18 protein-coding genes and 1 other annotated feature are annotated in these 20373 nt (G+C 56.7%); of the genes, 9 read left to right on the top strand and 9 right to left on the bottom strand.

What is annotated here, in order from left to right:
* Window positions 1-187 precede the first annotated feature (187 nt).
* Window positions 188-1117, top strand: a complete 930-nt coding sequence (rocF, locus tag HS103_10110) for an arginase (GenBank protein MBE7513154.1) — start codon at window positions 188-190, stop codon at window positions 1115-1117.
* Between the two features lie 64 nt (window positions 1118-1181).
* Here rocF and HS103_10105 read toward each other — a convergent pair whose 3' ends face one another.
* A complete protein-coding gene (locus HS103_10105; GenBank protein MBE7513153.1) occupies window positions 1182-1868 on the bottom strand; it encodes a metal-dependent transcriptional regulator in 687 nt (228 codons plus the stop codon).
* 5 nt (window positions 1869-1873) lie between these two features.
* Here HS103_10105 and HS103_10100 point away from each other — a divergent pair, with 5 nt between their 5' ends.
* Window positions 1874-3022 carry a glycosyltransferase family 2 protein gene (locus HS103_10100; GenBank protein ID MBE7513152.1) on the top strand — a complete coding sequence of 383 codons (1149 nt, stop codon included), beginning with the start codon at window positions 1874-1876 and terminating at the stop codon, window positions 3020-3022.
* An 8-nt stretch (window positions 3023-3030) separates the two neighbouring features.
* Here HS103_10100 and HS103_10095 read toward each other — a convergent pair whose 3' ends face one another.
* The 3 genes from HS103_10095 to HS103_10085 form a co-directional block, all read right to left on the bottom strand.
* Window positions 3031-4845, bottom strand: a complete 1815-nt coding sequence (locus HS103_10095) for a serine/threonine protein kinase (GenBank protein MBE7513151.1) — start codon at window positions 4843-4845, stop codon at window positions 3031-3033.
* A 335-nt stretch (window positions 4846-5180) separates the two neighbouring features.
* Window positions 5181-6038, bottom strand: coding sequence for an LLM class flavin-dependent oxidoreductase (locus tag HS103_10090; GenBank protein MBE7513150.1), 858 nt, complete (start codon window positions 6036-6038; stop codon window positions 5181-5183).
* 12 nt (window positions 6039-6050) lie between these two features.
* A complete protein-coding gene (locus HS103_10085) occupies window positions 6051-6758 on the bottom strand; it encodes an MBL fold metallo-hydrolase (GenBank protein ID MBE7513149.1) in 708 nt (235 codons plus the stop codon).
* Between the two features lie 251 nt (window positions 6759-7009).
* Here HS103_10085 and udk point away from each other — a divergent pair, with 251 nt between their 5' ends.
* From udk to HS103_10070, 3 genes are all read left to right on the top strand, one after another.
* Window positions 7010-7642 (top strand): uridine kinase, encoded by a 633-nt coding sequence (udk, locus tag HS103_10080; GenBank protein ID MBE7513148.1) that lies wholly within the window; start codon window positions 7010-7012, stop codon window positions 7640-7642.
* Between the two features lie 278 nt (window positions 7643-7920).
* Window positions 7921-8211 carry a hypothetical protein gene (locus HS103_10075; protein MBE7513147.1) on the top strand — a complete coding sequence of 97 codons (291 nt, stop codon included), beginning with the start codon at window positions 7921-7923 and terminating at the stop codon, window positions 8209-8211.
* A gap of 10 nt (window positions 8212-8221) precedes the next feature.
* Window positions 8222-8683 carry a dTDP-4-dehydrorhamnose 3,5-epimerase family protein gene (locus HS103_10070; protein ID MBE7513146.1) on the top strand — a complete coding sequence of 154 codons (462 nt, stop codon included), beginning with the start codon at window positions 8222-8224 and terminating at the stop codon, window positions 8681-8683.
* A gap of 103 nt (window positions 8684-8786) precedes the next feature.
* On the opposite strand, the gene HS103_10065 is transcribed toward HS103_10070, so the two are convergent.
* Together HS103_10065 and HS103_10060 are read right to left on the bottom strand one after the other, a co-directional pair.
* On the bottom strand, window positions 8787-9941 hold the full coding sequence (locus HS103_10065; protein MBE7513145.1) for a serine/threonine-protein phosphatase: 1155 nt from the start codon (window positions 9939-9941) through the stop codon (window positions 8787-8789).
* 12 nt (window positions 9942-9953) lie between these two features.
* Window positions 9954-12695: an FHA domain-containing protein gene (locus HS103_10060; protein ID MBE7513144.1), complete on the bottom strand. Its 2742-nt coding sequence runs from the start codon at window positions 12693-12695 to the stop codon at window positions 9954-9956.
* A 152-nt stretch (window positions 12696-12847) separates the two neighbouring features.
* Here HS103_10060 and leuB point away from each other — a divergent pair, with 152 nt between their 5' ends.
* Window positions 12848-13909 (top strand): 3-isopropylmalate dehydrogenase, encoded by a 1062-nt coding sequence (gene leuB / locus HS103_10055; protein ID MBE7513143.1) that lies wholly within the window; start codon window positions 12848-12850, stop codon window positions 13907-13909.
* Window positions 13910-14124: 215 nt separating this feature from the next.
* Here leuB and HS103_10050 read toward each other — a convergent pair whose 3' ends face one another.
* Genes HS103_10050 through HS103_10040 form a run of 3 tightly spaced genes read right to left on the bottom strand, consistent with a single transcriptional unit; the run spans window position 14125 to window position 17257 of the window.
* Entirely contained in the window at window positions 14125-15006 is an 882-nt protein-coding gene (locus tag HS103_10050; protein ID MBE7513142.1) for a prephenate dehydrogenase, read from the bottom strand.
* Window positions 15006-16307 (bottom strand): cell division protein FtsA, encoded by a 1302-nt coding sequence (gene ftsA / locus HS103_10045; GenBank protein MBE7513141.1) that lies wholly within the window; start codon window positions 16305-16307, stop codon window positions 15006-15008. The genes HS103_10050 and ftsA overlap by 1 nt, the downstream gene beginning before the upstream one ends.
* Window positions 16308-16333: 26 nt before the next feature.
* A complete protein-coding gene (locus HS103_10040; GenBank protein MBE7513140.1) occupies window positions 16334-17257 on the bottom strand; it encodes an FtsQ-type POTRA domain-containing protein in 924 nt (307 codons plus the stop codon).
* Between the two features lie 168 nt (window positions 17258-17425).
* Window positions 17426-17698, top strand: a binding site (T-box leader).
* A 51-nt stretch (window positions 17699-17749) separates the two neighbouring features.
* Between HS103_10040 and trpE the strand changes: the two genes are divergently transcribed.
* Genes trpE through HS103_10025 form a run of 3 tightly spaced genes read left to right on the top strand, consistent with a single transcriptional unit; the run spans window position 17750 to window position 20344 of the window.
* Complete coding sequence (gene trpE / locus HS103_10035; protein ID MBE7513139.1) at window positions 17750-19288, top strand: anthranilate synthase component I; 1539 nt, start codon at window positions 17750-17752, stop codon at window positions 19286-19288.
* A 4-nt stretch (window positions 19289-19292) separates the two neighbouring features.
* Window positions 19293-19769, top strand: a complete 477-nt coding sequence (locus tag HS103_10030; protein ID MBE7513138.1) for a GNAT family N-acetyltransferase — start codon at window positions 19293-19295, stop codon at window positions 19767-19769.
* A 5-nt stretch (window positions 19770-19774) separates the two neighbouring features.
* On the top strand, window positions 19775-20344 hold the full coding sequence (locus tag HS103_10025; GenBank protein MBE7513137.1) for an aminodeoxychorismate/anthranilate synthase component II: 570 nt from the start codon (window positions 19775-19777) through the stop codon (window positions 20342-20344).
* The last annotated feature ends 29 nt before the right edge of the window (window positions 20345-20373 follow it).

The following is a 20373-nucleotide window of genomic DNA, read 5'->3' as shown; positions in this document are numbered from 1 at the left end:
CTCAAAATCTCCTTAAAAGGGGGCATTAGTACATACTCAGATTATAGGAAAAAGGTGAGCCATTCCCAATGGCTTTGCCCTGATCCCCTTGCGCGGCGGAGTCCATCGGCGCTATTCTCGTTTGGTGATAGATATGGTGGTTGCACACCTTCCCTCAAGCCAAACAAGAGACAAAAACGGTGATTTTATGGCAAATACAATGCAGAAACAGAAGAAAACGATCCGCATCATCGGTGCGCCGATGGATTATGGGCAAGCCCGCCGAGGCGTTGATATGGGACCGAGCGCGGTTCGCTATGCTGGCTTGCAGGATCGCCTCCGCCGCCTCGGTTATGAGGTCATCGATTATGGGAACATCCCCATGCCCATCGTTGAGGAAGTGGTTGAACACGAACACGGACACGATAATGCCCGCGCCCGTCACTTGCCAACCGTCGTCAATGTTTGTCAGGCAATCTACACCACCGCCGAGACACATATCGGCGCGGATGATTTCGCCATTTTCTTAGGCGGCGATCACAGCATCAGCGTGGGGAGCGTCGCGGCGATGCGGCGGCGGGGTAATGTCGGCGTGATTTGGGTTGATGCACACGGCGATTACAACACACCAGAAACGACGATCAGCGGAAACATTCATGGGATGCCCGTCTCGGCACTCGTTGGTGAAGGGGCGCAACCCTTGATTGATGTTGGCTATCCAGGCGCTAAACTGACTCCCCAACAGCTTGTCATGATCGGGATTCGGGATCTTGATTCTGCCGAACGGACACGCCTGACGACGAGCGGGATTCACATCTTCACTATGGCGGACATAGACACGCACGGCATGGCAGGGATCACCCGTCAGGCATTGGACATTTTGGGCGGTCATGAGGCGATCCACGTCAGCTTAGATTTGGATTCGCTTGATCCCGACCATGCCCCCGGTGTGGGGACGCCGGTCCCCGGCGGCTTAACCTACCGCGAGGCACATTTGCTGATGGAGATGCTCTCACAGGCGGGGGTAGTAACCTCAATGGATATTGTGGAGATCAACCCGATTTTGGATCAACGCAACCAAACCGCCGAGCTTGCCGTTGAGTTGGTGGCAAGTTTGCTAGGAAAACGTATTTTGTAGGACATCCGGCGTTATTGAGCGAGGGGACTCAAGGGAAAATAAGGACGGACAAATTGGCTAGAAATCAGCGCCGCGAGACGCGGATTTTTTGGGCAAGTTCGTAGCCAATAACCTGTTCATAGCCATCAATACGCAAGCGTAAGGGGCCATGAAAGGGAGCGCAGCTTACGAGGGTAATCGCCTGTCCGGGTGTCAACTTCAGAGTCGTCAGGTATTTCAAAATATCGGGATCATGGCTGTTCACACGGCTTACCTCTAGTTCAGCGGGGGCTTCTACCATCCCTAGCGGCGCGTCATCAATATGGGGCATGACGCCCTCTGCCGTGGGGATTGGCTCTCCGTGGGGGCAGCGGGTAGGATAGTCCGCCATAGCCTCCATGCGGGTGGCAATTTTATCGGTGATCACCGTGCCTAGTGCATCCGCTTCGTCGTGAACCTCGTGCCAACCGAACTTCATGACTTTGACGAGGAACACCTCTACCAGACGGTGGCGGCGGATATTCATCAGCGCCTCATGCTCACCCCGTTTCGTCAGACGAATCCCTTTGTAGGGTTCATGATCAACAAGTTTATTATCCTTCAGACGATCCACAATGGCGGCAACCGCCGGCGCGGAAACACCCATCCGCTCAGCAAGCGCAGAGGTTGTGATGTAAGGTGTCTCCGGGCTGTAATGGAGCATCCGATACGTTTCGGCAAGGTATTCTTGTTGTACGGGCGTCACCGTGCTGGGTGGACTACTATAGCTCATAGGGCGTGACTGCGAATTTTTCAGATGATCACCTGAGTTATTTCTTTAATGATAACGCCGAGTCCCCCTCGTTGGCAATGTCCGATTGGAAGGGTTGCTATAATGAGCGCCACCTATTGACCATCCATAGGGAGGAATCGCCCTTGTCCGTCGTTAGCGTGATCACCCGCACAAAAAATCGCCCTCTGCTGCTCCGTCGGGCGCTGCGGAGCGTCCTTGCCCAGACCTTTGAGGATTGGACGCAGGTGATTATCAACGACGGTGGCGATCCCGCCCTTGTAGAGGATGTTATTGCCCCCTTCCGCACCCGCTATGGAGAGCGCCTTCGCCTTGTGCATAACCCCACCTCGGTGGGCATGGAGGCGGCATCCAACCTCGGTTTACAGGCGAGCGAGGGGCGCTACGTGGTGATCCACGACGATGATGATTCGTGGCATCCCGATTTTCTGGCACGGTGTGTTGATCATCTGGCGGCGTGCCGTGTGCCAAGCGTGCGCGGGGTGATCACCTGGGCAATGGTGATCCACGAACAGGTGGACGGCGAATACATCATTCCCGTCAGCGAGTCGTCCTTTAACAGTTGGCAGCGTCACCTATCACTCTACCGTATGGCAGCGTCGAACACCTTTCCGCCCATTTCTTTCCTCTATGAGCGTGCCGTCCTTGAGGAAATCGGTGGCTACCGCGCCGATCTCCCTGTCCTCGGTGATTGGGAATTCAACCTTCGGTTCATGGCGCGGTATGACATTGATGTCATCCCCATCCACCTCGCCTTTTACCATCATCGCGTAGGAGTGAGGGAGGGCGATCTGAGCAATTCGGTGATCGGCGCATCGGACGATCACGCCTATCAGCGGGTGCGCTTGCTAAACCATCTGCTGCGCAAAGAATTAAGCGAGGGACGCTTTGGGATCGCGGCGCTTGGTAGCCTTGCCCACAGCTTTGACATTTTGCATCAGACAGATAATGAATTTCGCGGACGGTTTGACACCCTGGCAGCCGCGCTCACCGAAAAGCGCGGCTGGTTTCGTTGGGTGTCGGAGGGCGTCCCCCAACCGGAGCGGAACATCCTTCGGCGGCTCTATCATGGGCTTATACCGGTGCGCCTTCGCTTGTTCCTGCGCGATGTACGGGTGCGCCTGCTGCGCCGTTAAGTTGTCCATCAGGAAGGTGTCGCTGTCACCTTTGGAGACTCACTGGCGGCGGGTGTTGCTGTAGGTGGGCGGACTGAGGTGACACGGAAGCGATCTACGCGCACCTCGGCGCGGGGCGATTCCTCTAGGCGAGAGCGCGTCGTGGCAAGGTAAACGCCCGTTGCCCCGGTTGGAATGGCGCTGTCTGTCGCCACACGGATCACTTCGGTGTCGTTGACAAAGGCAGTAATCTCTTGATCGCCATCGATCACTTTGAGGCGATTCATCTCCCCAATACCGTTTACTTCGGCGGCTGGCGTCCATTCCACGCCGCCTAGCTTGCGTAGTTCCATCCATGCCCCGTTATAGCGCCGCCACAAACTGACATTGCCCTGCCCATCAATGGCAAAGACGTAATACTGATCGTCATTGTGGTAGCGAAAGACAATGCCTGTTGCCGAATCCGCCTGACTCTCAGGGGTGATCAGAATATCCGCCTCGTAGCCATAGCCCGTCGGGTATTGGTTATTATCATCGAAGATGCTTGTCACCGCTGTTGCGCGGTAGGTTTGCCAAAGCCGATACACCCCATCCTCAATATTCCGGTACAAATTGGGGTCGTCGGTGGTGGTTTGCCAAAAAAGACCAGAGCGCTTTTCTTCAAAAGTATCCTCAAAAAGGCGTGTCTCCATGACCATCGAGGGAGCAAAGCCTTTCGTCGGGATGGGCGGAATCGCCAGCGTGACATCGACATCGCTGCGGACGGTATTGGTCGCTTGTCCGGCGGGAAGGGTACGAGTGGCAAGCAATGCGCCAATCACAATGCTGAGCGCAATGACAGCAAAAAGCGCTCCCACCAACACAGAGGCAAGTAGCGTGCGTTCACGGCTGCCAGCGGGCTGAGCGAGATCAGAGGTTGTCAACGGAAGGTGTGTGGTGAGGAGCGGGTTTGCCATCGGTTTATCAGGAATGGCGATCTCTGTGGCAAGGCTCATCCCCTGCGCTGCCCGTTCAAAATCACCAAAGAAGGCGTCAACTGTCGGGTAGCGATCCTCTGGATGTTTTTGGAGCGCCTTCTTGATCACGCCCTCTAATAAGGCGGGCAAGTTGGGGCTGTTTTGCAAGAGCGAAGGGATCGGCGCGTTCACATGCTGCATGAGGATCGCATAGGCGCTGTCACCATCGTAAGGGGGTTTTCCCGCTAACATCTCAAAGAGAATCACCCCCAACGAATAGACATCGCTGCGTTGGTCGGCGGGCTGTCCAGTACTTTGTTCGGGCGACATATAAACGGGTGTGCCGCTGGTTGTGCCGGTTTGGGTGAAGCGCGTCCCATCGAGCATCTTGGCAATCCCAAAATCGGCAAGAACAACCTGATCAGAGGCAGTGAACAAGATGTTACCCGGCGTTACATCCCGATGCACCATGCCGCGTTGGTGGGCATAGCTCAGAGCGCCACTCACGCCGCGCATGACATCAGTCACTTCCTTGATGGTCATTCGTGCGCTCAGGTTTGCCTTCCGCTCCATCCGGCGGCGGAGCGAATCGCCATCAATATAGCTCATGACCATATAACACTGCTCTTGATCGCCCCGTTTGGTCATCCCATAATCGTAAATCTGGACGATGTTGGGGTGGTTCAGTCCGGCAATCAGCTTTGCCTCACGTTCAAAGCGGGCGCGAAAATCGGCATCTTCCGAAAGGTGTTCGTGGAGTATCTTCACGGCAACGGAGCGTTCCAGCGTCTTGTCGTGTGCCTTGTAGACGGTTGCTGTCCCGCCCCGTCCAAGTCGTTCGCCAAGTTTATAACGTCCGAGAAGAATCGTCGTGGAAGTTTCCGACATGGTGTTCCGCTTTGCCCTCAAGCTGACAGATGCATATCATCAACTATAACATCAATCGCTTTGTGTGGGCGCTAATGATGAGGGGGTCGTCCGGGCAACCACACAGGGTCGCCCTAGGCTGTTTGTAAGGTCAACACGGGCTAATTAGTCCGTCAAGAAGGTAACTATAGAAAGAGATAGCCCCCTTCTCCCTGAGGGAGAAGGGAGTAAAGAGGTTTTGAGGGGGCTTCCCCCTCGCCCACAGAATTTCTCCCCTTTCCCTGTCTACGGGGAAAGGCGACTGCTGCGCAGTAACCGGGGGATAGGGGTTCTTTAGAAATTTTCGTAATGAGCGGCTAATTCTTCCTCGGTGCGCCTTGCTTGATCCGCTCTCGGAGCAGCGCAATCCCTTCGGCTGGTGTGGCACTCTCGGCGGCTTTTGTCCAGAGTGTCTCCATCCACCACGTTGCTCCGGCGTCCGCCCACTCCGCGACGACCTTTGCGGCTGCGGGCTGCGCCATGCCAAACGTTTCGCCCTCAACGACGAAGGCAAAGGGTGTAGTCGCCGTGCGCTCTCCCTTTACATAGGCGACAGCCTCCCGAAGTTCATTGGGGGTCACTTGGCGGGTCGCCTTTTGCCCATCGCTGCCAACACTCACGATGCTAGGAATCAGCCCATCATAGCGCAGCGCCCGTGCCATCGATTTCGGGCTACCGAGCGCCCCCACGACCCAAATCGGAATGCGCGGTTGTTGAACAGGCGAGGGAGGCGGGAAGAAATCAACGGGCTGAACGGTATAGTGCTTCCCTGTATAGCGAAAGGGCTGCCCGCCCCACAAGCCCGCCAAAATCGCCAGCCCCTCGTCAAGGCGTTCGGCACGCACCTTGCGATCTGTCGCCTCCCCAAACGCAGCAAAGCCAGTATCCACCGCCCCTAAGCCCACACTGAGGATCACCCGCCCCTGTGAGAGATGATCCACCGTCACTGTCTCTCCGGCGAGCTTCCAGGGGCGCATCCGCGAGAGTGGGGTGATCATCGTCCCCAATTTGATCCGCTGTGTACGGACTGCCGCCGCACCGAGGACGACCCACGCCTCCCAGCCCCAGACCGGCTCCCATGTGAAAAAGCCATCCCATCCGGCGTCTTCTGCTTCGCAGGCGAGCTCAACCGCCGTGCGCGGATCGGCATAGGGAAGAACAAACCCATACTTCATAGCGCCGCTCCCTTAGGATATTCTCGCCGCCAGTGCCTTGATCTTCGCCCCCGCCCCGCCAACCACCGCCGACACATGCCCCACGCTCAGAATATCCACGTCCATCGCCGCCACCTTGCGGATCGATTCCTTCGCTTGCGCCCAATCAGCCGATGCCGCACGGAGCGGCATTTTCACACCCAAAAGGGGCAAGGAAAACATCACATCACCGCCGATCAGCAGCCGCGCCGAGGGGAGATAAAAGCCGATCTGTCCGACGCTGTGACCGGGCAGATTGACGACCTCCAGCCCCCGCAGGTGGTCAAGCCTATCACCCTCGTTCAACATCACCTCTACGGTTGTTGGGTCTACCTTCGTCACTAACCCAAAGGACGTAAGCCACGCCAAACCACGTAGTTCTGAACGGGGGGCAACCTGTAATTTTTCCGCTCCGGTGAGGATCGGCGTTTCCCGCGTTCCGGCATAGAGTTTTGCAGTGGGGAGCGCCGCTCGCAGTTTCTTCAACCCGCCAATGTGGTCGAAATGGGCGTGCGTGAGAAGGATATGGCGAATGTCCTCAAACGCCAACCCCAGTTTGGGAAGTTCGCGTCGGAGGATGTTCACCAACCCACCGGAAACCCCTGTGTCGATGATCCCCACTCCGTCTGTGCCGGCGATCACATAAATATTCACAAATTGGGCGATGGTGTGTTGGTAGATTCCCTCGGCAAGTTTCAACATATTGCAGTACCCTCACGGGTTGGGCTGTAACCAGCCTTCTTATAAGAAGGGCGGGCGTCGTTCGTTTACCCCTTGATCACCACCGCCTAGCCCATCGGTAAATATATCGTGATAAGCGGGGCTGTCAACCACTAAGGGGTCAATCTCCTTGAAAGGGGAAATTGCCAACGGCAAAAGATGGTACAATCCCCTTCCCAAGAGAAACCAAAAGGGTGATCAAGCCGAAGGAGTCAGCGGTGGACTTCGCAGACATTACGCGCCCAGTCACCATTGGCGTGGCGGGCGGGACAGGATCGGGCAAGACGACGGTTGCCCACCGTCTGGTGGAACTGATCGGACGCGAGCAGATCGCCTACATTCAACATGACTCCTACTATCACGGTCTGGCAAAGATGCCGCGTGCTGCCGGAGAGATCATCAACTTCGATCATCCCGATTCGCTTGATACGGCGCTTTTGATTACCCAGTTGGGCGAGTTGCAAGCGGGGCGGGCGGTGGATATTCCCGTCTATGACTTTGTAACGCACAGCCGCAGCACGCAGACCACCCGCGTTGAGCCGCATCCGGTTATCCTGATTGAAGGGATTTTGATCTTTGCCGAGCCTGAACTGCGCAAGATGATTGATGTGCGGATTTTTGTCGATACCGATGCCGATATTCGGTTCATCCGTCGCTTACAGCGGGACATTGCCGAGCGCGGGCGCAGTTTGGATTCAGTCATTGCCCAATACCTTGAGTCTGTGCGCCCGATGCACAATGATTTTGTTGAGCCAAGCAAGCGCCACGCCCATGTGATCATCCCTGAAGGCGGGCTAAACGCCGTCGCCGTGAATATGGTTGCCGACTTCATGCGCGATAAAATGCGGGCGCGGCAGGGAGAATAACAATAGAACTTACGCAGTTGAATATGTTTACCCTGATACTCATCGAAAGGGGGCGTTTGAGGGGACTTCCCCCTCAAAAAAATCGCTACCCCCTTCTCCCACCGGGAGAAGGGGGTAGGGGGATGAGGGCAACTGCGTAACGTCTAAACAAAATAACTTCCAACCGGATGCTGCCGTTGACGCCTGGGATGTCCTTCGTTAGAATTCGCACAAACAAGATTTGGTTGACGAAGCAATAAAGCGAGTGGGCGGTTCACCGCCGAGGAGATCAGTTCACCATGACAGACGCCCCCAACACGCCTGCCGAAACACCGGAAAAGCAAGATACGACATTAAATGCCCGCCGCATCCTCATTTGGGTGGTGTCGATTGCCCTTTCGCTGCCAGCGGCGGCAAGCATGTTTTTCATTTTGCCCGCAATTTTTGGTAAACCATTCATCCCGTTGAATGCCCGGTTGCCAATCAGCTTTGTGGAAATTCCCCTCTTGCCGCTGTGCATGATCCCGATGGCATTCTTCCTGCTCATCTGGCTGGATTACTTCACCGGCACGAAGATTCTCCCAGACTAGCCGCCACCTTATGGGACATATTCACGACGTAACGATCAAACGGTTGGTCACTCATAGCGATGATCGGGGCTATTTTCGGGAAATCTTGCGTGATGATGACTCCCTGCTGCGCCAATTTGGGCAGACATCGATCACCAAGACGTATCCGGGTGTGATCAAGGCATTTCATTGGCACGCTGAGCAAGATGATATTTGGTATGTTGCTGATGGGATGGCGCGGGTCGTCCTCTATGACCGCCGCCCTGAATCGCCCACCCATAAAACAACCCAAGTGATCTATGCCGGGGAAGATAATGCCCTCAGCATCCTGATTCCGAAGGGCATAGCACATGGTTATCAAGTCTTAGGGGTGAAGCCCGTCCTGCTGTTTTACCATGTGACGCACAGCTATAACCCCAAAGCCCCGGACGAATACCGCATCCCCTTTGATGATCCTGACATCGCCTTTGATTGGTCGATTCAGAATCGATGAGCCTCTTCGTCTGGGACGCATTCCCCCCTTTCCCCGCAAGCAGGAAAAGGGGGGATAGGGGGGCTTCTCCAAATCGTCTTAATGGACGACTCACTTTCGTCGCTTAGAAGTCTTTCGCTGTTGGCGTTGCCTCCACATCTGGGGCAGCGCTCGGCGTCATGGTCACTGTTGCCGTCGGTGGCGTGGTGGCGCTAGGGGCAAGCGTCTGGGTCTGGGTTGCCGTGTTGGTAGGGGCTGTTGTCGGCGCTGCGCTTGGCGTCCACGTGACTGTCGCCGTCGGTGTCCATGTGGCGGTTGCCGTGTGCGTAGCGGTGCGGCTCGCCGTAACCGTCAGCGTTGCCGTGTGCGTAGGCGTTAGGCTTGGCGTGCTGGTTGGTGGGGGAGGCGCCGCGTTCCCTGTAAGGCTCATTAGAAGCGCTGTTGCACCAACGACAAGCGCACTCCCCAGCCCCGCCATGATTAAGGGCGAACGCCCCGCACCCGGTGGCGCTCCAAAGCGGACGACAATCGCCGTGATGTTGTCGTTTCCACCCCGACTAATCGCCAATTTGATGAACTTTTGAACGGCAATGGCAGCAGGATTCGCCTTCAAGATTGCCGCAAGTTCGGCATCCTCGGCAAGACTCCACAGCCCATCGCTGCACATCAAGTAGACATCGCCCGGCTGCACCTGCGCCGGTTCAATGATTGCCGTGAGAGGGAAGGGTTGTCCCAGAAAGGCGGTGACCATAGAGTTACGGGCGGCACGGGCTTCTTTTTCCGTGACGAAGCCAGAGGCAATCTGGTTTTCCATCACGCTTTGATCACGGCTCAAACGCTGCATTTGCCCATCACGTAGACGGTAGACGCGGCAGTCCCCCACATTGAAGATGAGTGCTTCCCCATTGGGGCGAACACTCATCCCCGATGCCGTTGAACCGATCCGCGCCAGCCCCGTTCGCTGCGCCTGCTCACGGACAAAGACATTCGCTGATTCCAGCGTGTTTGCCAAGCGCTGGATAGGATCGCCCGCTTGATTGTTCTGGTTATAGAACGCACGAACTGCTTGATCAATGGCGGCTTGGCTGGCAGTATCGCCACCACCCAAGCCCCCCATGCCGTCAGCGACGATGAAAAATGCTCCTAAGCCACGCTCCTTTGTCCCTGTCGTGGGGAGGAGGAGCGTGTAGGAGTCTTCATTACGCTGCCGTTTTGAGCCAACATCGGTCAATCCGGCGGCGTCAATCTGTCCAAGTAAGTCGGTTCCCCCTTGTGACATGACTACCGTCCGTTAATTCCGATAGCTGGGCATAACGGGATTCGTCGAGTCCACATCCGAACCACCAAACTGGAACTTCATGACCGTTGTTGTCCCCAAGCGCAGTTCGCAGCCATTCGGGAGGGCGCGGCGCTGTCCGGGTGGCACTTGAACGTTATCTACAAACGTCCCATGTGTGCTGTTGTTGTCAACGATATAGAACGCTCCGTTCTCATAGATGATCTCGCCATGCGCCCGCGAAACATTATCATCCTGATCAAAGTTTAGGTTGCGCTGTTTGCGTCCCAACGTAAAGGGAAGTTGGCTCACCGGGATGGAGCGATTCACATTGACCGGATCGCGTGACCCAACGACCATCAGGAAGGCTTGCGGCGCCAACATCTGCGGCATCGGGTTCGTCATCTCCATCCCACCCATTGGTGCGGCAGGTGGTTGGTAGGGCGGCGCAGCGGGCTGCGGATACTGTGAGGGTTGATAGGGCTGTTGTGCTGGCGGCGGCGGTGCGGCGGCGGTTTTTGCCCCTTGCTGCCGCTGCATTTTTTCCTGTTCCTTTTGCATCTCGGCAATGTTCATGGCGCCGGTCATTTCAGCAAGGAAGCCCGTCCCCGTACTCGCCTTCTTCGGGCGGCGCAGAAGCAAGTACATGGTGAACAACAATCCACCAACCAAAACGGCAAACCCACCTATGACCAACCCGCGCTGATTCGGGTCTTCCAGTGCCATCCGAATACGAGTGACGATATCGCCCGGAATCTCTGTTGCCGTTGGCAGCAGCGTTGATGTGGCTGTAGGCGTCGGTCCAAGGAAGGTAAATTGCAGCCCCTGAAAATCGGTTACTGGCTCGCCATTTGCGCCATAGGCACGCATCCGCACAAGGTATTGCCCGTCAGGGATTCCGGCAAAATCAACCTCGGCGGTATCAAAGGGTGGCGATTTTGCCTCGCGCTCGGCAACCTTGCCTGCTGTGTTGGCATTGATGAACTCAAAGCGATAGGCGGCGATTTGTTGTGGGTTAAGGGTTTCGATCTTGAAGATCAACTTCCCCCGTGCGTAATCCGTCTCGACGGAGATCGGCACGGCAGCAGAGACCACCGGCGTGGCGGTGAGGGTTGCCGTTGGGGTGGGGGTTTCCACGCGGGTGTGGACGAACTCTAGAGAGTTCACGAACAGCTCACGCCCATCTTCGGCAATAGAGAACACTCGTACCGCATATGTTCCCGCTGGCACAGGCTGCCCTTGCGCGTCAGTCCGATCCAAATTCAAGACGAGTTCTGGGGCAACCGCTTCCGAGGGGAAATCACGGGCAAGGACATTCGTGTTCGCGTCGATCAGCGCCACCCGCAGGCGGTTGATCTTTGCCGGCGTAAACAACCGCAACTTGACCCGAATGGCGGTCTTTGTCACCGGATCGACATACTGAATCGAGTCCACCACAGCGCCAACCGGTTCGTCAGTTGGTCCGAGGGTGCCTGTGGGTGTTTCGGTAGGCCCCCATGCGCCGGGGGCTGTCACCGAAAAGAGCGGGAATCCCCCGTTATCAACGGCAGTGACGATCACACTGACCCGTTGTTTCGGCAAGCTTTCCTTCACGGGGACTCGCACCTCACCGGTCAAGGGTGCGCCGAGGAGAATTTCTGCCCCCGCTGCCACACCATTTTGATCGACGAGTTGGAAGCGGAACTGTTTAATCTGCTCCGGGCTGATAATGCTTCGCACGGTGACGAGGAATTCTTTCGATGCCTCATCAAAGCGCATGGGCGACACTTCAAAGAAGACCGGCGGGAGGGGTGTATTTGTCGCTGTCGGGGTTGGGGTCTTAAAGGTGAAATCAGCGGGCGATTCAAATGTGAAACTCGTCGCTGTTAGGTTTGAGCCGTTATCCAACTCTACTTGAAGGGCTCCCGTCCGTTCGCCCGCCTGCGGTTTCACGAAGACTTCCGCCATAAGCTGCGAGTTCAAGGCGTCGTTGATTTCTTTGAACAGCGATTGGAGGTTTGATCCAATCGAAATAGCGCCGCCCGTCGTCAGCGCCATTGTCCGCAGCGGCGCTTCGTTAACATCCTCTTGGGTGTTTTTCAGCCCAATGGTATAGATGGGAATGCGAAATTTCTTGTTTGTTGCTATGGCAAGGACATCATCCACCGTTTTCGGTGAACATTTCGATGTGTCCTCGTTGCGTGCTTTGGCGTCAGTCAAAATGACAATGGCACGGCGATCTGTAGGACCAACCGCCGCCGCCATATCCGCCACAGCTTTAAATGCTCCATCAATCAGGCATGTCCCTGCAAGGTTGACCGGTTTTACCGCATTCACCGCACCTTCTAAGCGGAATTTGTCATCGGTGAAGTCGGTGAGGCGGGCAACGCTATCGCTGTAGGCATAAATCGAATAGCGTGCATTCTGGGGTCCATTTTGAAGCAGGGCTAAGGCGCTCTGCCGCAGGGCATCTGCCGAGCGGGTCATGCTTCCACTGCCATCTAACACAATCGAGATAAAAATAGGACCTTCTGCTTTTTTGACATCGGCTTGGTAGGGCCCGCCATCCTTGGGATCAAGCATGGCAACTTTCACCGTGCGCAGTTTCGGCTCTAAAACAGCACGTCCAACTGAATCGACTAGGGTGAAAAAGACAAGAAGGCGAAGTTCTCCAGGATGATCGCTGACTTCGTTGGTCGTTGTAAAGTTGATGCGAACATCAGAAGGGTTAAATTGGGCGCTCACATGGGGAACAAACGTGAAGGTCGTCCATGACATGAACACGATCACTAGACACCCCAAAAGAAGCAACCGCCTGTGCAAATTCATAAATGCCTCACTTCGACTGCCGATCCCAATGGCTAGATTAGGTTACTATAATACAACAGCCCAATAGGTACGGCAATTTACGGAGGGAATACTCATACCTTATGCGTGCAAATATCACAGTGTTGGCTGGCGACGGCATCGGTCCAGAAGTGACCAATGCCGCCGTCACCCTTTTGAAGGAAATCGCCCACCGGAAGGGACACGCCTTCACCTTTCAGGAAGCCCTTTTCGGTGGCTGTGCCATTGATGCGATGGGCGATCCCTTTCCCCCAGAAACGGTGAGCGCCTGCGAAAACGCGGCGGCGGTGCTGCTTGGTGCAGTAGGGGGACCGCGTTGGTCGAGTCCTTCGGCAAAGGTGCGCCCCGAACAAGGGCTGCTCCGCTTGCGGAAACACTTTGGCTTGTTTGCCAACCTGCGCCCTGTCCGCGCCTACCCCGCCCTTGCCCAGTTTGCCCCCCTCCGTGCCGATCTTTTAGAGGGGGTCGATATTCTGTTTGTCCGTGAACTGACGGGTGGGATTTACTTTGGGGTACGCCAAGAAGAAGGCGACAGCGGCAGCGCCTTTGATACCCTCGAATACAGTGTTGATGAGGTGGAGCGCGTTGCCCATGTTGCCTTTCGGGCGGCGGGACGGCGCCGCGGCAAACTGACCAGCGTAGATAAGGCAAATATTCTCGCCACCTCCCGCCTTTGGCAGCGTGCGGTCACCCGTCTGAGCGCCGATTACCCAGAAGTCACCCTTGATCATATGCTGGTAGACGCCTTCGCCATGCAGATGCTGCGCACCCCCAACCGCTACGATGTCGTCGTCACCGAGAACATGTTTGGCGATATTCTCACCGATGAATCGGCGGTTTTGGCGGGATCGTTGGGGATGCTCCCCTCCGCATCCTTAGGGGCGGGGACGTTCGGCGTCTACGAACCGATTCACGGCTCCGCGCCGGATATTGCCGGACAGGGCATAGCCAACCCAACAGGGACAATCCTCAGTGCGGCAATGCTCCTTCGCTTCAGTTTGAATCTAGAGGACGAGGCACAGATGCTAGAGGCGGCGGTAGATCGGGCAATCCAAGCTGGCGCACGAACAAAGGATATTGCTGGAGCAGGCGAAAAGGCCTTCAGCACCACCGAATTTACCGAGGCGGTGCTGGCGGCGTTGTAGGCTTCGTGATTCATCAAGAAGATACAAAAAAGGATAGGCACTACGCTGTCCCCCGCCGCTAAAGCAGCGGGCTAAGAATGACCACCCCTACGGGGCTTAAAAGGCAAAAGACGCCGTTTGTCTTTCCCCCTTCTTCTGCAAGGAGAAGGGGGCGGGGGGATTGGTTTTTTAGAAATCACTGTGGTGGACTACTAGGGGGAGGAGGGCGGATGAATCTAGGGCTGTTTTCCAGTTCGTTCTGCCCGTTCTGCCCATGTGTTCCGCGCTGTACGGACACTCTCCATTTTTTCGCGTAGTGCAACATCGTCGCTACTCGTCAGCAAGGCATGAAGCATATCAATCTCCGTCCGCAGTGCGTTCAATGCTGCGATCACCGCTGTCCGGTTCGTGAGCAGCGCATCGCCCTTCATTTTCACATCGCTGACCGCCAAGCGCGAGGTGTCCCGAAAGCCAGACGCCGCCAACTCCCACGCCGCCGGAGTTTCCTCAGCAAGTTCCATGACCGCCCCCACCAGGGAGGCGCTGACTAAATAGGGTAAATGGCTAATGGCGGCAATGGCACGATCATGGGTTGTTGGGTCTAGGAGGATCGCCCGCGCCCGAATGACCTCCACCAGCGCCCGCGCAACAGTCAGAGCGTCGGAGGTTGTTCGCTCTGTGGGACAAAGCACAAAGGGACATCCGACAAACAAACCCCCATCGGCATCACCCGGACCGCTCGTTTCTTTCCCACACATCGGATGCCCCCCAATGGCAAACACCGTTTCGGGGAGGCGGTTCATCGCCGCTGTGATGTCCGTTTTTGTCCCGCCAATATCGAGGATGAGCGCACCGGCTTTTACGGGAATGGTAGGTAGTTTCCCCAAGAGACTGAGGATTGCCCGCACGGGGATGGCAAGGACGATCAGATCGGCGTTGGCAAGCGGGGTGAGATCGGTGTAGAGCGCGTCAAAAGATGGGGCAGCCGCAGCACGATTGACGGCGCTTAGATCGCTTCCCACCAGACGCCGCACATACCCGCGCAGTGCCTTCGCCAGCGATGTCCCCATAAGTCCCGTGCCAACAATGCATACCTCGGCGTCCGGCAGCGCCTTCATTAGGTGTTGTCGTCCTCAGGAAGAAGGCGTTTCATCATGGTATTGAAAAATTTCCCAATCGCCGCCCCGCGCTTCTTGCCTTCATCCTCAGGTTTGAACTCCCCGTCGCGGCGGCGTCCGCCCCCATTTGCCCGTGAGAACTTCCCCCGCCGTTCGTCTTCGCGGTTCATAATCACCCCCAAACGGAGCAGCCCAACGCCTGTGCTGTACGAAGGATGGCGCAGTTGATCTGCCATGCCCGTGATATTTTCCGGGCGGGCAATGCGCACGGGGAGTTTCAGAACGTCGGCGGCAATATGTTTGATGCCGGTGAGGTTTGCTGTGCCGCCCGTCAGGACAACCCCCGCTGAGAGCAGCCCATCGTAGCCGCTATACTTCACCTCCCGCAGGACGAGTTGAAAGAGTTCTTCCACACGCGGTTGGACGATATGGGCAAGGTCAACGCGCTGGACGCGGCTCATGTGTTCCTCGCCAAAAGGTTGGACGACAAACACTTCGTTTTCGTCTACCTGACGGGGGTCGGCATGACCGTGTTCAATCTTGTGTGCCTCGGCAATCTCATAGGGAAGGTGCAGCCCCTGGGCAATGTCATTCGTCAGATGCCAGCCGCCGACGGGGATCACCGCCGTATGCCAGACCGTCCCTTCGATGAAAATGGCAATATCGGAGGTGCCGCCGCCAATATCAACGACCATCACCCCCATTTCCCGCTCGGTGTCAGTCAGCACGACCTCGCCAGAAGCTAAGGGGTTGAGGATGAAGCGATCCACATAAACGCCCGCCCCGTTGATGCACTTTTCCACATTTTGCAGGCTGCTTGATGAGGCGGTCACAATATGCGCCTCAACCTCCAAGCGGAAGCCGTGCATCCCCAACGGGCTGCGAATGCCATCTTGCCCATCAAGGCTGTAGCTGCGCGGGATAATGTGGAGGACTTCGCGGTTATGGGGGAGGGCGATGGCGCGGGCGGATTCCATCGCCCGTTCCAGATCGGCAAGCTGAACGCCCCGCGTCCCGTTGATGCCCACCACACCGCGACTGTTGCGGGAGTCGATGTGCGCTCCGGCGACGCTAACAAAGGCGCTGCCAATGCGGTAGCCGCTGCTGCGTTCGGCTTTGTGGATGGAGGCGGAGACGGCTTGAGTCAGTGTGTTCACATCGTTCACGACGCCTTTTTTCATCCCCCGCGAGGGTTCGATTCCGACGCCGATAATGTGAATGGCATCAGCGCGCACCTCCCCGACAAGGGTACAAACCTTCGTCGTGCCAACATCAATTCCTACGACAATGTTATCCGACATGGTTATCCGGCATGGCTAGGTGACACTTAGCGGCTGCCCGGCGCCAGCGTCACATAAGGCGCATCGGGGTCAACAACATTTACCTCAACCAACTGTTTCTTCTGCCCCTCAAAGAGGCTCTTTACAATTTTATCATTAACCGCCATTTTCAAGCCGATGTCCGTCCCATCGCCAAACCATAAGACCCACCCACCGCCGTGATGATAGCCCAAACCCTTTGCCGGATCAAAGACCAATTCCGTCACATTGGGGTACATCGCTTTGAATTGAAGCGCTCCGGCAACCATCGGATGGTCAATGCACGTTCCAGGGGCAAGGATCAAATCCATCCCCATCTGTGGACACGCCCCCCGTGCCGCAAACGAACTCGGCTTTTCGACAATGACACGGATCAAAGCGGGTAGGTCTTCGCGTTGTTCCATGACGTTTCCGCCCACATCGACCCACACCCGTTTGCCCGCCTGTTCCCATACAAGGGCGGGTTCGCGCTCGGTGATGATCACTTCGACAATGGCGGGAAGGCTCATCTGCACTTCGGCGTCGGCAATGGTTGCGTCTTCTTCGAGGATGCGCTCCACCTCATCAGGATCGACGGCGAAGATATGCCGACGATCAATTTTTGTTCGCCCAAAAATTTCTGCTGGCGTCAGGTAGCGTGTCCCACCGACATAGATCAGGTTGACATAGAACACATCGCGGCTGAGAAAAATCCCCAGCACGGCGACCATCACCACCACCAAAAACGCGCTCAGCCAACGGGTGCTGATGTAAATTTGGAAGGGCATGTCACGCGGGGTGACCGCAGGCGGCGGGGAGTCACTTCCCAACGCCTTTTGAAGGCGACGCAGACGGCGACGTTCGGCGAGGCGCATAGGCGAGTCGTCAGCAGTCGTCAGGCGCACATGCCCTCGCTTGCGCGGCGGGGAGGGCTGATCCGTTGTCGTCGTCATGAGGGGGAATTATAAGACCGCAAAAGGAACTACACAACCCCATTGCCGTTTTGCCAAGCAGGTATCCAGCCACAGGGAGTAAAGAGAGAGTCTTTTCTTGTGCGCCTCGCCCAATTCCCCTTGACAAGCGCCCCTCACCCGCGTTATCCTGATCAACAATCGAACATATCAACGATGTTGATCCGAACGAGTACGCGCTGGAGCAGTGTTCAGAGAGCCACCCACTGGCTGTGAGGGTGGTACGCAAGCAAGCGCCGAATGGATCGGGGAGTCGCGGGCGCAAACAGGGTTATACCCCTAGTAGCCCCCGCCGGAGACACCACCGTTATCAGGGTTGAGGGTATCCGATGACAAGCCGTCTCGCGTACCCGCTTCAAGTGATCTCGCCTTCGGGCGGGGTAACGAGGGTGGCACCACGGGAAATCCCATCTCGTCCCTTTGTGGCGGTGGGATTTTTTATTACCCTGTACCCTGTACCCAGAGGTGTGACCCATGACGGCTTCTCCCGTTGCCTTTCGTACTACGCCCCAAGCGCTTTATGCGCCTTCCTTTGAGGATGTCGCCCACCATTTCAGCCAAGGCGATCTCGTCCCTGTCTATCGCCGCCTGCCCGCCGACCTTGAAACCCCCGTCTCCGTCTACCTAAAACTAGCCGGGAATATGGATGAACCATCGTTCCTTTTGGAAAGTGTCGAAGGCGGTGAGCAGGTCGCCCGCTATTCCTTCCTCGGTGTGAATCCCGCCCTTATTCTCAGCGGGCGAGAGGGTGAATTGCGTGAACTGCGCGGGGACAAGGTGACCACCCGCCCCCTCCCCGCCGGAGACGACCCGCTCACGGCAATCGAGGCGACGCTGCGTGCCTACAAACCCGTTGCTTTGCCCGATCTCCCGCGTTTTGTCGGTGGGGCGGTGGGCTTCCTCAGCTATGACTTCATCCGCCATGTGGAAAAACTACCCACAACGGCAAAGGATGAGCTAGGGCTGCCCGATCTCATGTTCATGATCGTGGATACGCTGGTCATTTTCGATCACGTGAAACACCAAGTGATCGTCCTCTCTAACGCCCACAACGAGGGTGACCCTCGCGCCGCCTATGATGCCGCCGTCAGCCGCATCGAGGCGGTGGTGGAGCGCCTTCGCACGGGGACGCCCACCATGCCCGAACTTGCCGAGCCAACAAACGCCTCGCTCATGTCCAATTTCACCCAACCAGAGTACGAAGATGCCGTGCGCAAGGCGAAGGAGTACATTGCGGCGGGCGATGCCTTCCAAATTGTCCCCTCCCAACGCCTGACGCGGGAGACGAGCGCCCATCCCTTCATGATCTACCGCGCCTTGCGGATGATGAACCCCTCGCCCTATATGTTCTTCCTCAATTTTCCCGCCGATGATCTGCGCGTGATCGGCGCATCGCCGGAGATGGTCGTTCGCTTTGATGCCGAAAGCCACCTTGCTACCATCCGCCCGATTGCCGGCACCGCCCCCCGTGCGGCTGACCACGCTCAAGACGTGGCAAATGCAGAAGCCATGCTCAACGATCCGAAAGAACGCGCCGAACATGTCATGTTGGTTGATTTGGGGCGGAATGATTTAGGGCGTGTCTGCGATTTCGGCTCGGTACATGTCTCCCAAATGATGTTCATTGAACGCTACAGCCATGTGATGCACATCGTCTCTAATGTAGAGGGCAAACTGCGCGAAGGACTAAACGCTTTTGACCTTGTGCGGGCAGCGTTCCCCGCCGGAACGCTCACCGGCGCTCCCAAAATTCGGGCAATGGAGATCATTGAGGAACTGGAAGGGACGCGACGGGGCATTTACGGCGGCGCAGTCGGCTATTTCAGCTATGGCGGCGGCATGGATACCTGTATCGCTATTCGCACCGTCCTGATGCGTGGCAAGCGCGTCATCCTTCAAGCGGGCGGCGGCGTGGTTGCCGATAGCGACCCCGAAAAGGAATACCACGAGACGATCCACAAACTGCGGGCAATTGCCGTCGCCATCGAAAACGCCGAACGCGGGATTCTCTAAGATCATGGATTACACCATTCGTCGCGCCGAAAACACCCCCGGCGATCTCGCCCTGATCGCCCACCACCGCCGTGCCATGTTCATCGACATCGGGCATGGCGCTCAGCCGTCCCTTCAGCGCTTAGACGAGCCGTTTTTGGTCTGGGCGAAGGCAAAAATGGCGGCAGATCGTCTTTTGACATGGTTTGCCGTTGCCTCCGATGGGGAAGTAGCAGCAGGGGTGGGCATTTACATCCTCGATATGCCCCCCACCGTCTTTGATCTCACCGATGAGCGGGCGTACTTGTTAAATGTCTATACCGAACCCGCCCACCGCCGTCAGGGGTTGGCACGCCGCTTGGTGGATGTGGCAATGGACTACTGCCAAACAGCGGGCTTTCGTTCGATGCTTCTTCATGCCAGCGAGTTCGGACGCCCCCTCTACGAGACATTGGGCTTTGTCCTTACCAATGAAATGCGCTTTCAATTCCGAAAGGATTAACGATCATGATTGTGCTAATTGACAACTATGACAGCTTCACCTACAACCTTGCCCAAGCCTTTGGCATGTTGGGCGCAGATATTCGCGTCTATCGTAATGATGCCCTCAGCGTCGAAGATGTGGAGGCGCTTGCCCCCTCACATATTATCATCTCGCCCGGACCCGGCGACCCCGACGATGGCGGTATCTCCCTTGAGGTGATCCGCCGCTTGGGGACGCGCATCCCGACGCTCGGCGTGTGTTTGGGGCATCAGTGTATCGGGCAGGCGTTCGGAGGCACGGTCAGCCGCGCCCCTCGCCTCATGCACGGCAAGACCTCCCTGATCTACCACAAAAGCGCCCCCATTTTCACCGGTGTTCCCAATCCCTTTGAGGCGACGCGCTATCATAGTTTGATCGTGGAGGAAGGTGACCTTCCGAAGGAACTGAAAGTGACCGCCTTCACCGATCAAGGCGAGATCATGGCGCTCCAACACACAAAGTACCCGATCTTGGGCGTTCAGTTTCACCCAGAGAGCATCCTAACGTCTTTCGGTCCGCGCCTGATGCAAAATTTCTTGGAGTGCCGCTTCTAAAGCAGAGACCATACCCCGGCGTGAAACGG

It is taken from the genome of Anaerolineales bacterium (assembly GCA_015075625.1).
Lineage (GTDB): Bacteria > Chloroflexota > Anaerolineae > Aggregatilineales > UBA2796 > UBA2796.
This window is presented reverse-complemented; position numbering and strand designations above follow the sequence as displayed.

What these genes read in the sequence shown, in the direction of transcription:
- rocF (MBE7513154.1), top strand. Translation starts at nt 188, where the DNA reads ATGGCAAATACAATGCAGAAACAGAAGAAAACGATCCGCATCATCGGT.
- HS103_10105 (MBE7513153.1), bottom strand. Translation starts at nt 1,868, where the DNA reads ATGAGCTATAGTAGTCCACCCAGCACGGTGACGCCCGTACAACAAGAA.
- HS103_10095 (MBE7513151.1), bottom strand. Translation starts at nt 4,845, where the DNA reads ATGTCGGAAACTTCCACGACGATTCTTCTCGGACGTTATAAACTTGGC.
- HS103_10090 (MBE7513150.1), bottom strand. Translation starts at nt 6,038, where the DNA reads ATGAAGTATGGGTTTGTTCTTCCCTATGCCGATCCGCGCACGGCGGTT.
- HS103_10085 (MBE7513149.1), bottom strand. Translation starts at nt 6,758, where the DNA reads ATGTTGAAACTTGCCGAGGGAATCTACCAACACACCATCGCCCAATTT.
- HS103_10075 (MBE7513147.1), top strand. Translation starts at nt 7,921, where the DNA reads ATGACAGACGCCCCCAACACGCCTGCCGAAACACCGGAAAAGCAAGAT.
- HS103_10070 (MBE7513146.1), top strand. Translation starts at nt 8,222, where the DNA reads ATGGGACATATTCACGACGTAACGATCAAACGGTTGGTCACTCATAGC.
- HS103_10065 (MBE7513145.1), bottom strand. Translation starts at nt 9,941, where the DNA reads ATGTCACAAGGGGGAACCGACTTACTTGGACAGATTGACGCCGCCGGA.
- HS103_10060 (MBE7513144.1), bottom strand. Translation starts at nt 12,695, where the DNA reads ATGTCATGGACGACCTTCACGTTTGTTCCCCATGTGAGCGCCCAATTT.
- leuB (MBE7513143.1), top strand. Translation starts at nt 12,848, where the DNA reads ATGCGTGCAAATATCACAGTGTTGGCTGGCGACGGCATCGGTCCAGAA.
- HS103_10050 (MBE7513142.1), bottom strand. Translation starts at nt 15,006, where the DNA reads ATGAAGGCGCTGCCGGACGCCGAGGTATGCATTGTTGGCACGGGACTT.
- ftsA (MBE7513141.1), bottom strand. Translation starts at nt 16,307, where the DNA reads ATGTCGGATAACATTGTCGTAGGAATTGATGTTGGCACGACGAAGGTT.
- HS103_10040 (MBE7513140.1), bottom strand. Translation starts at nt 17,257, where the DNA reads ATGACGACGACAACGGATCAGCCCTCCCCGCCGCGCAAGCGAGGGCAT.
- trpE (MBE7513139.1), top strand. Translation starts at nt 17,750, where the DNA reads ATGACGGCTTCTCCCGTTGCCTTTCGTACTACGCCCCAAGCGCTTTAT.
- HS103_10030 (MBE7513138.1), top strand. Translation starts at nt 19,293, where the DNA reads ATGGATTACACCATTCGTCGCGCCGAAAACACCCCCGGCGATCTCGCC.
- HS103_10025 (MBE7513137.1), top strand. Translation starts at nt 19,775, where the DNA reads ATGATTGTGCTAATTGACAACTATGACAGCTTCACCTACAACCTTGCC.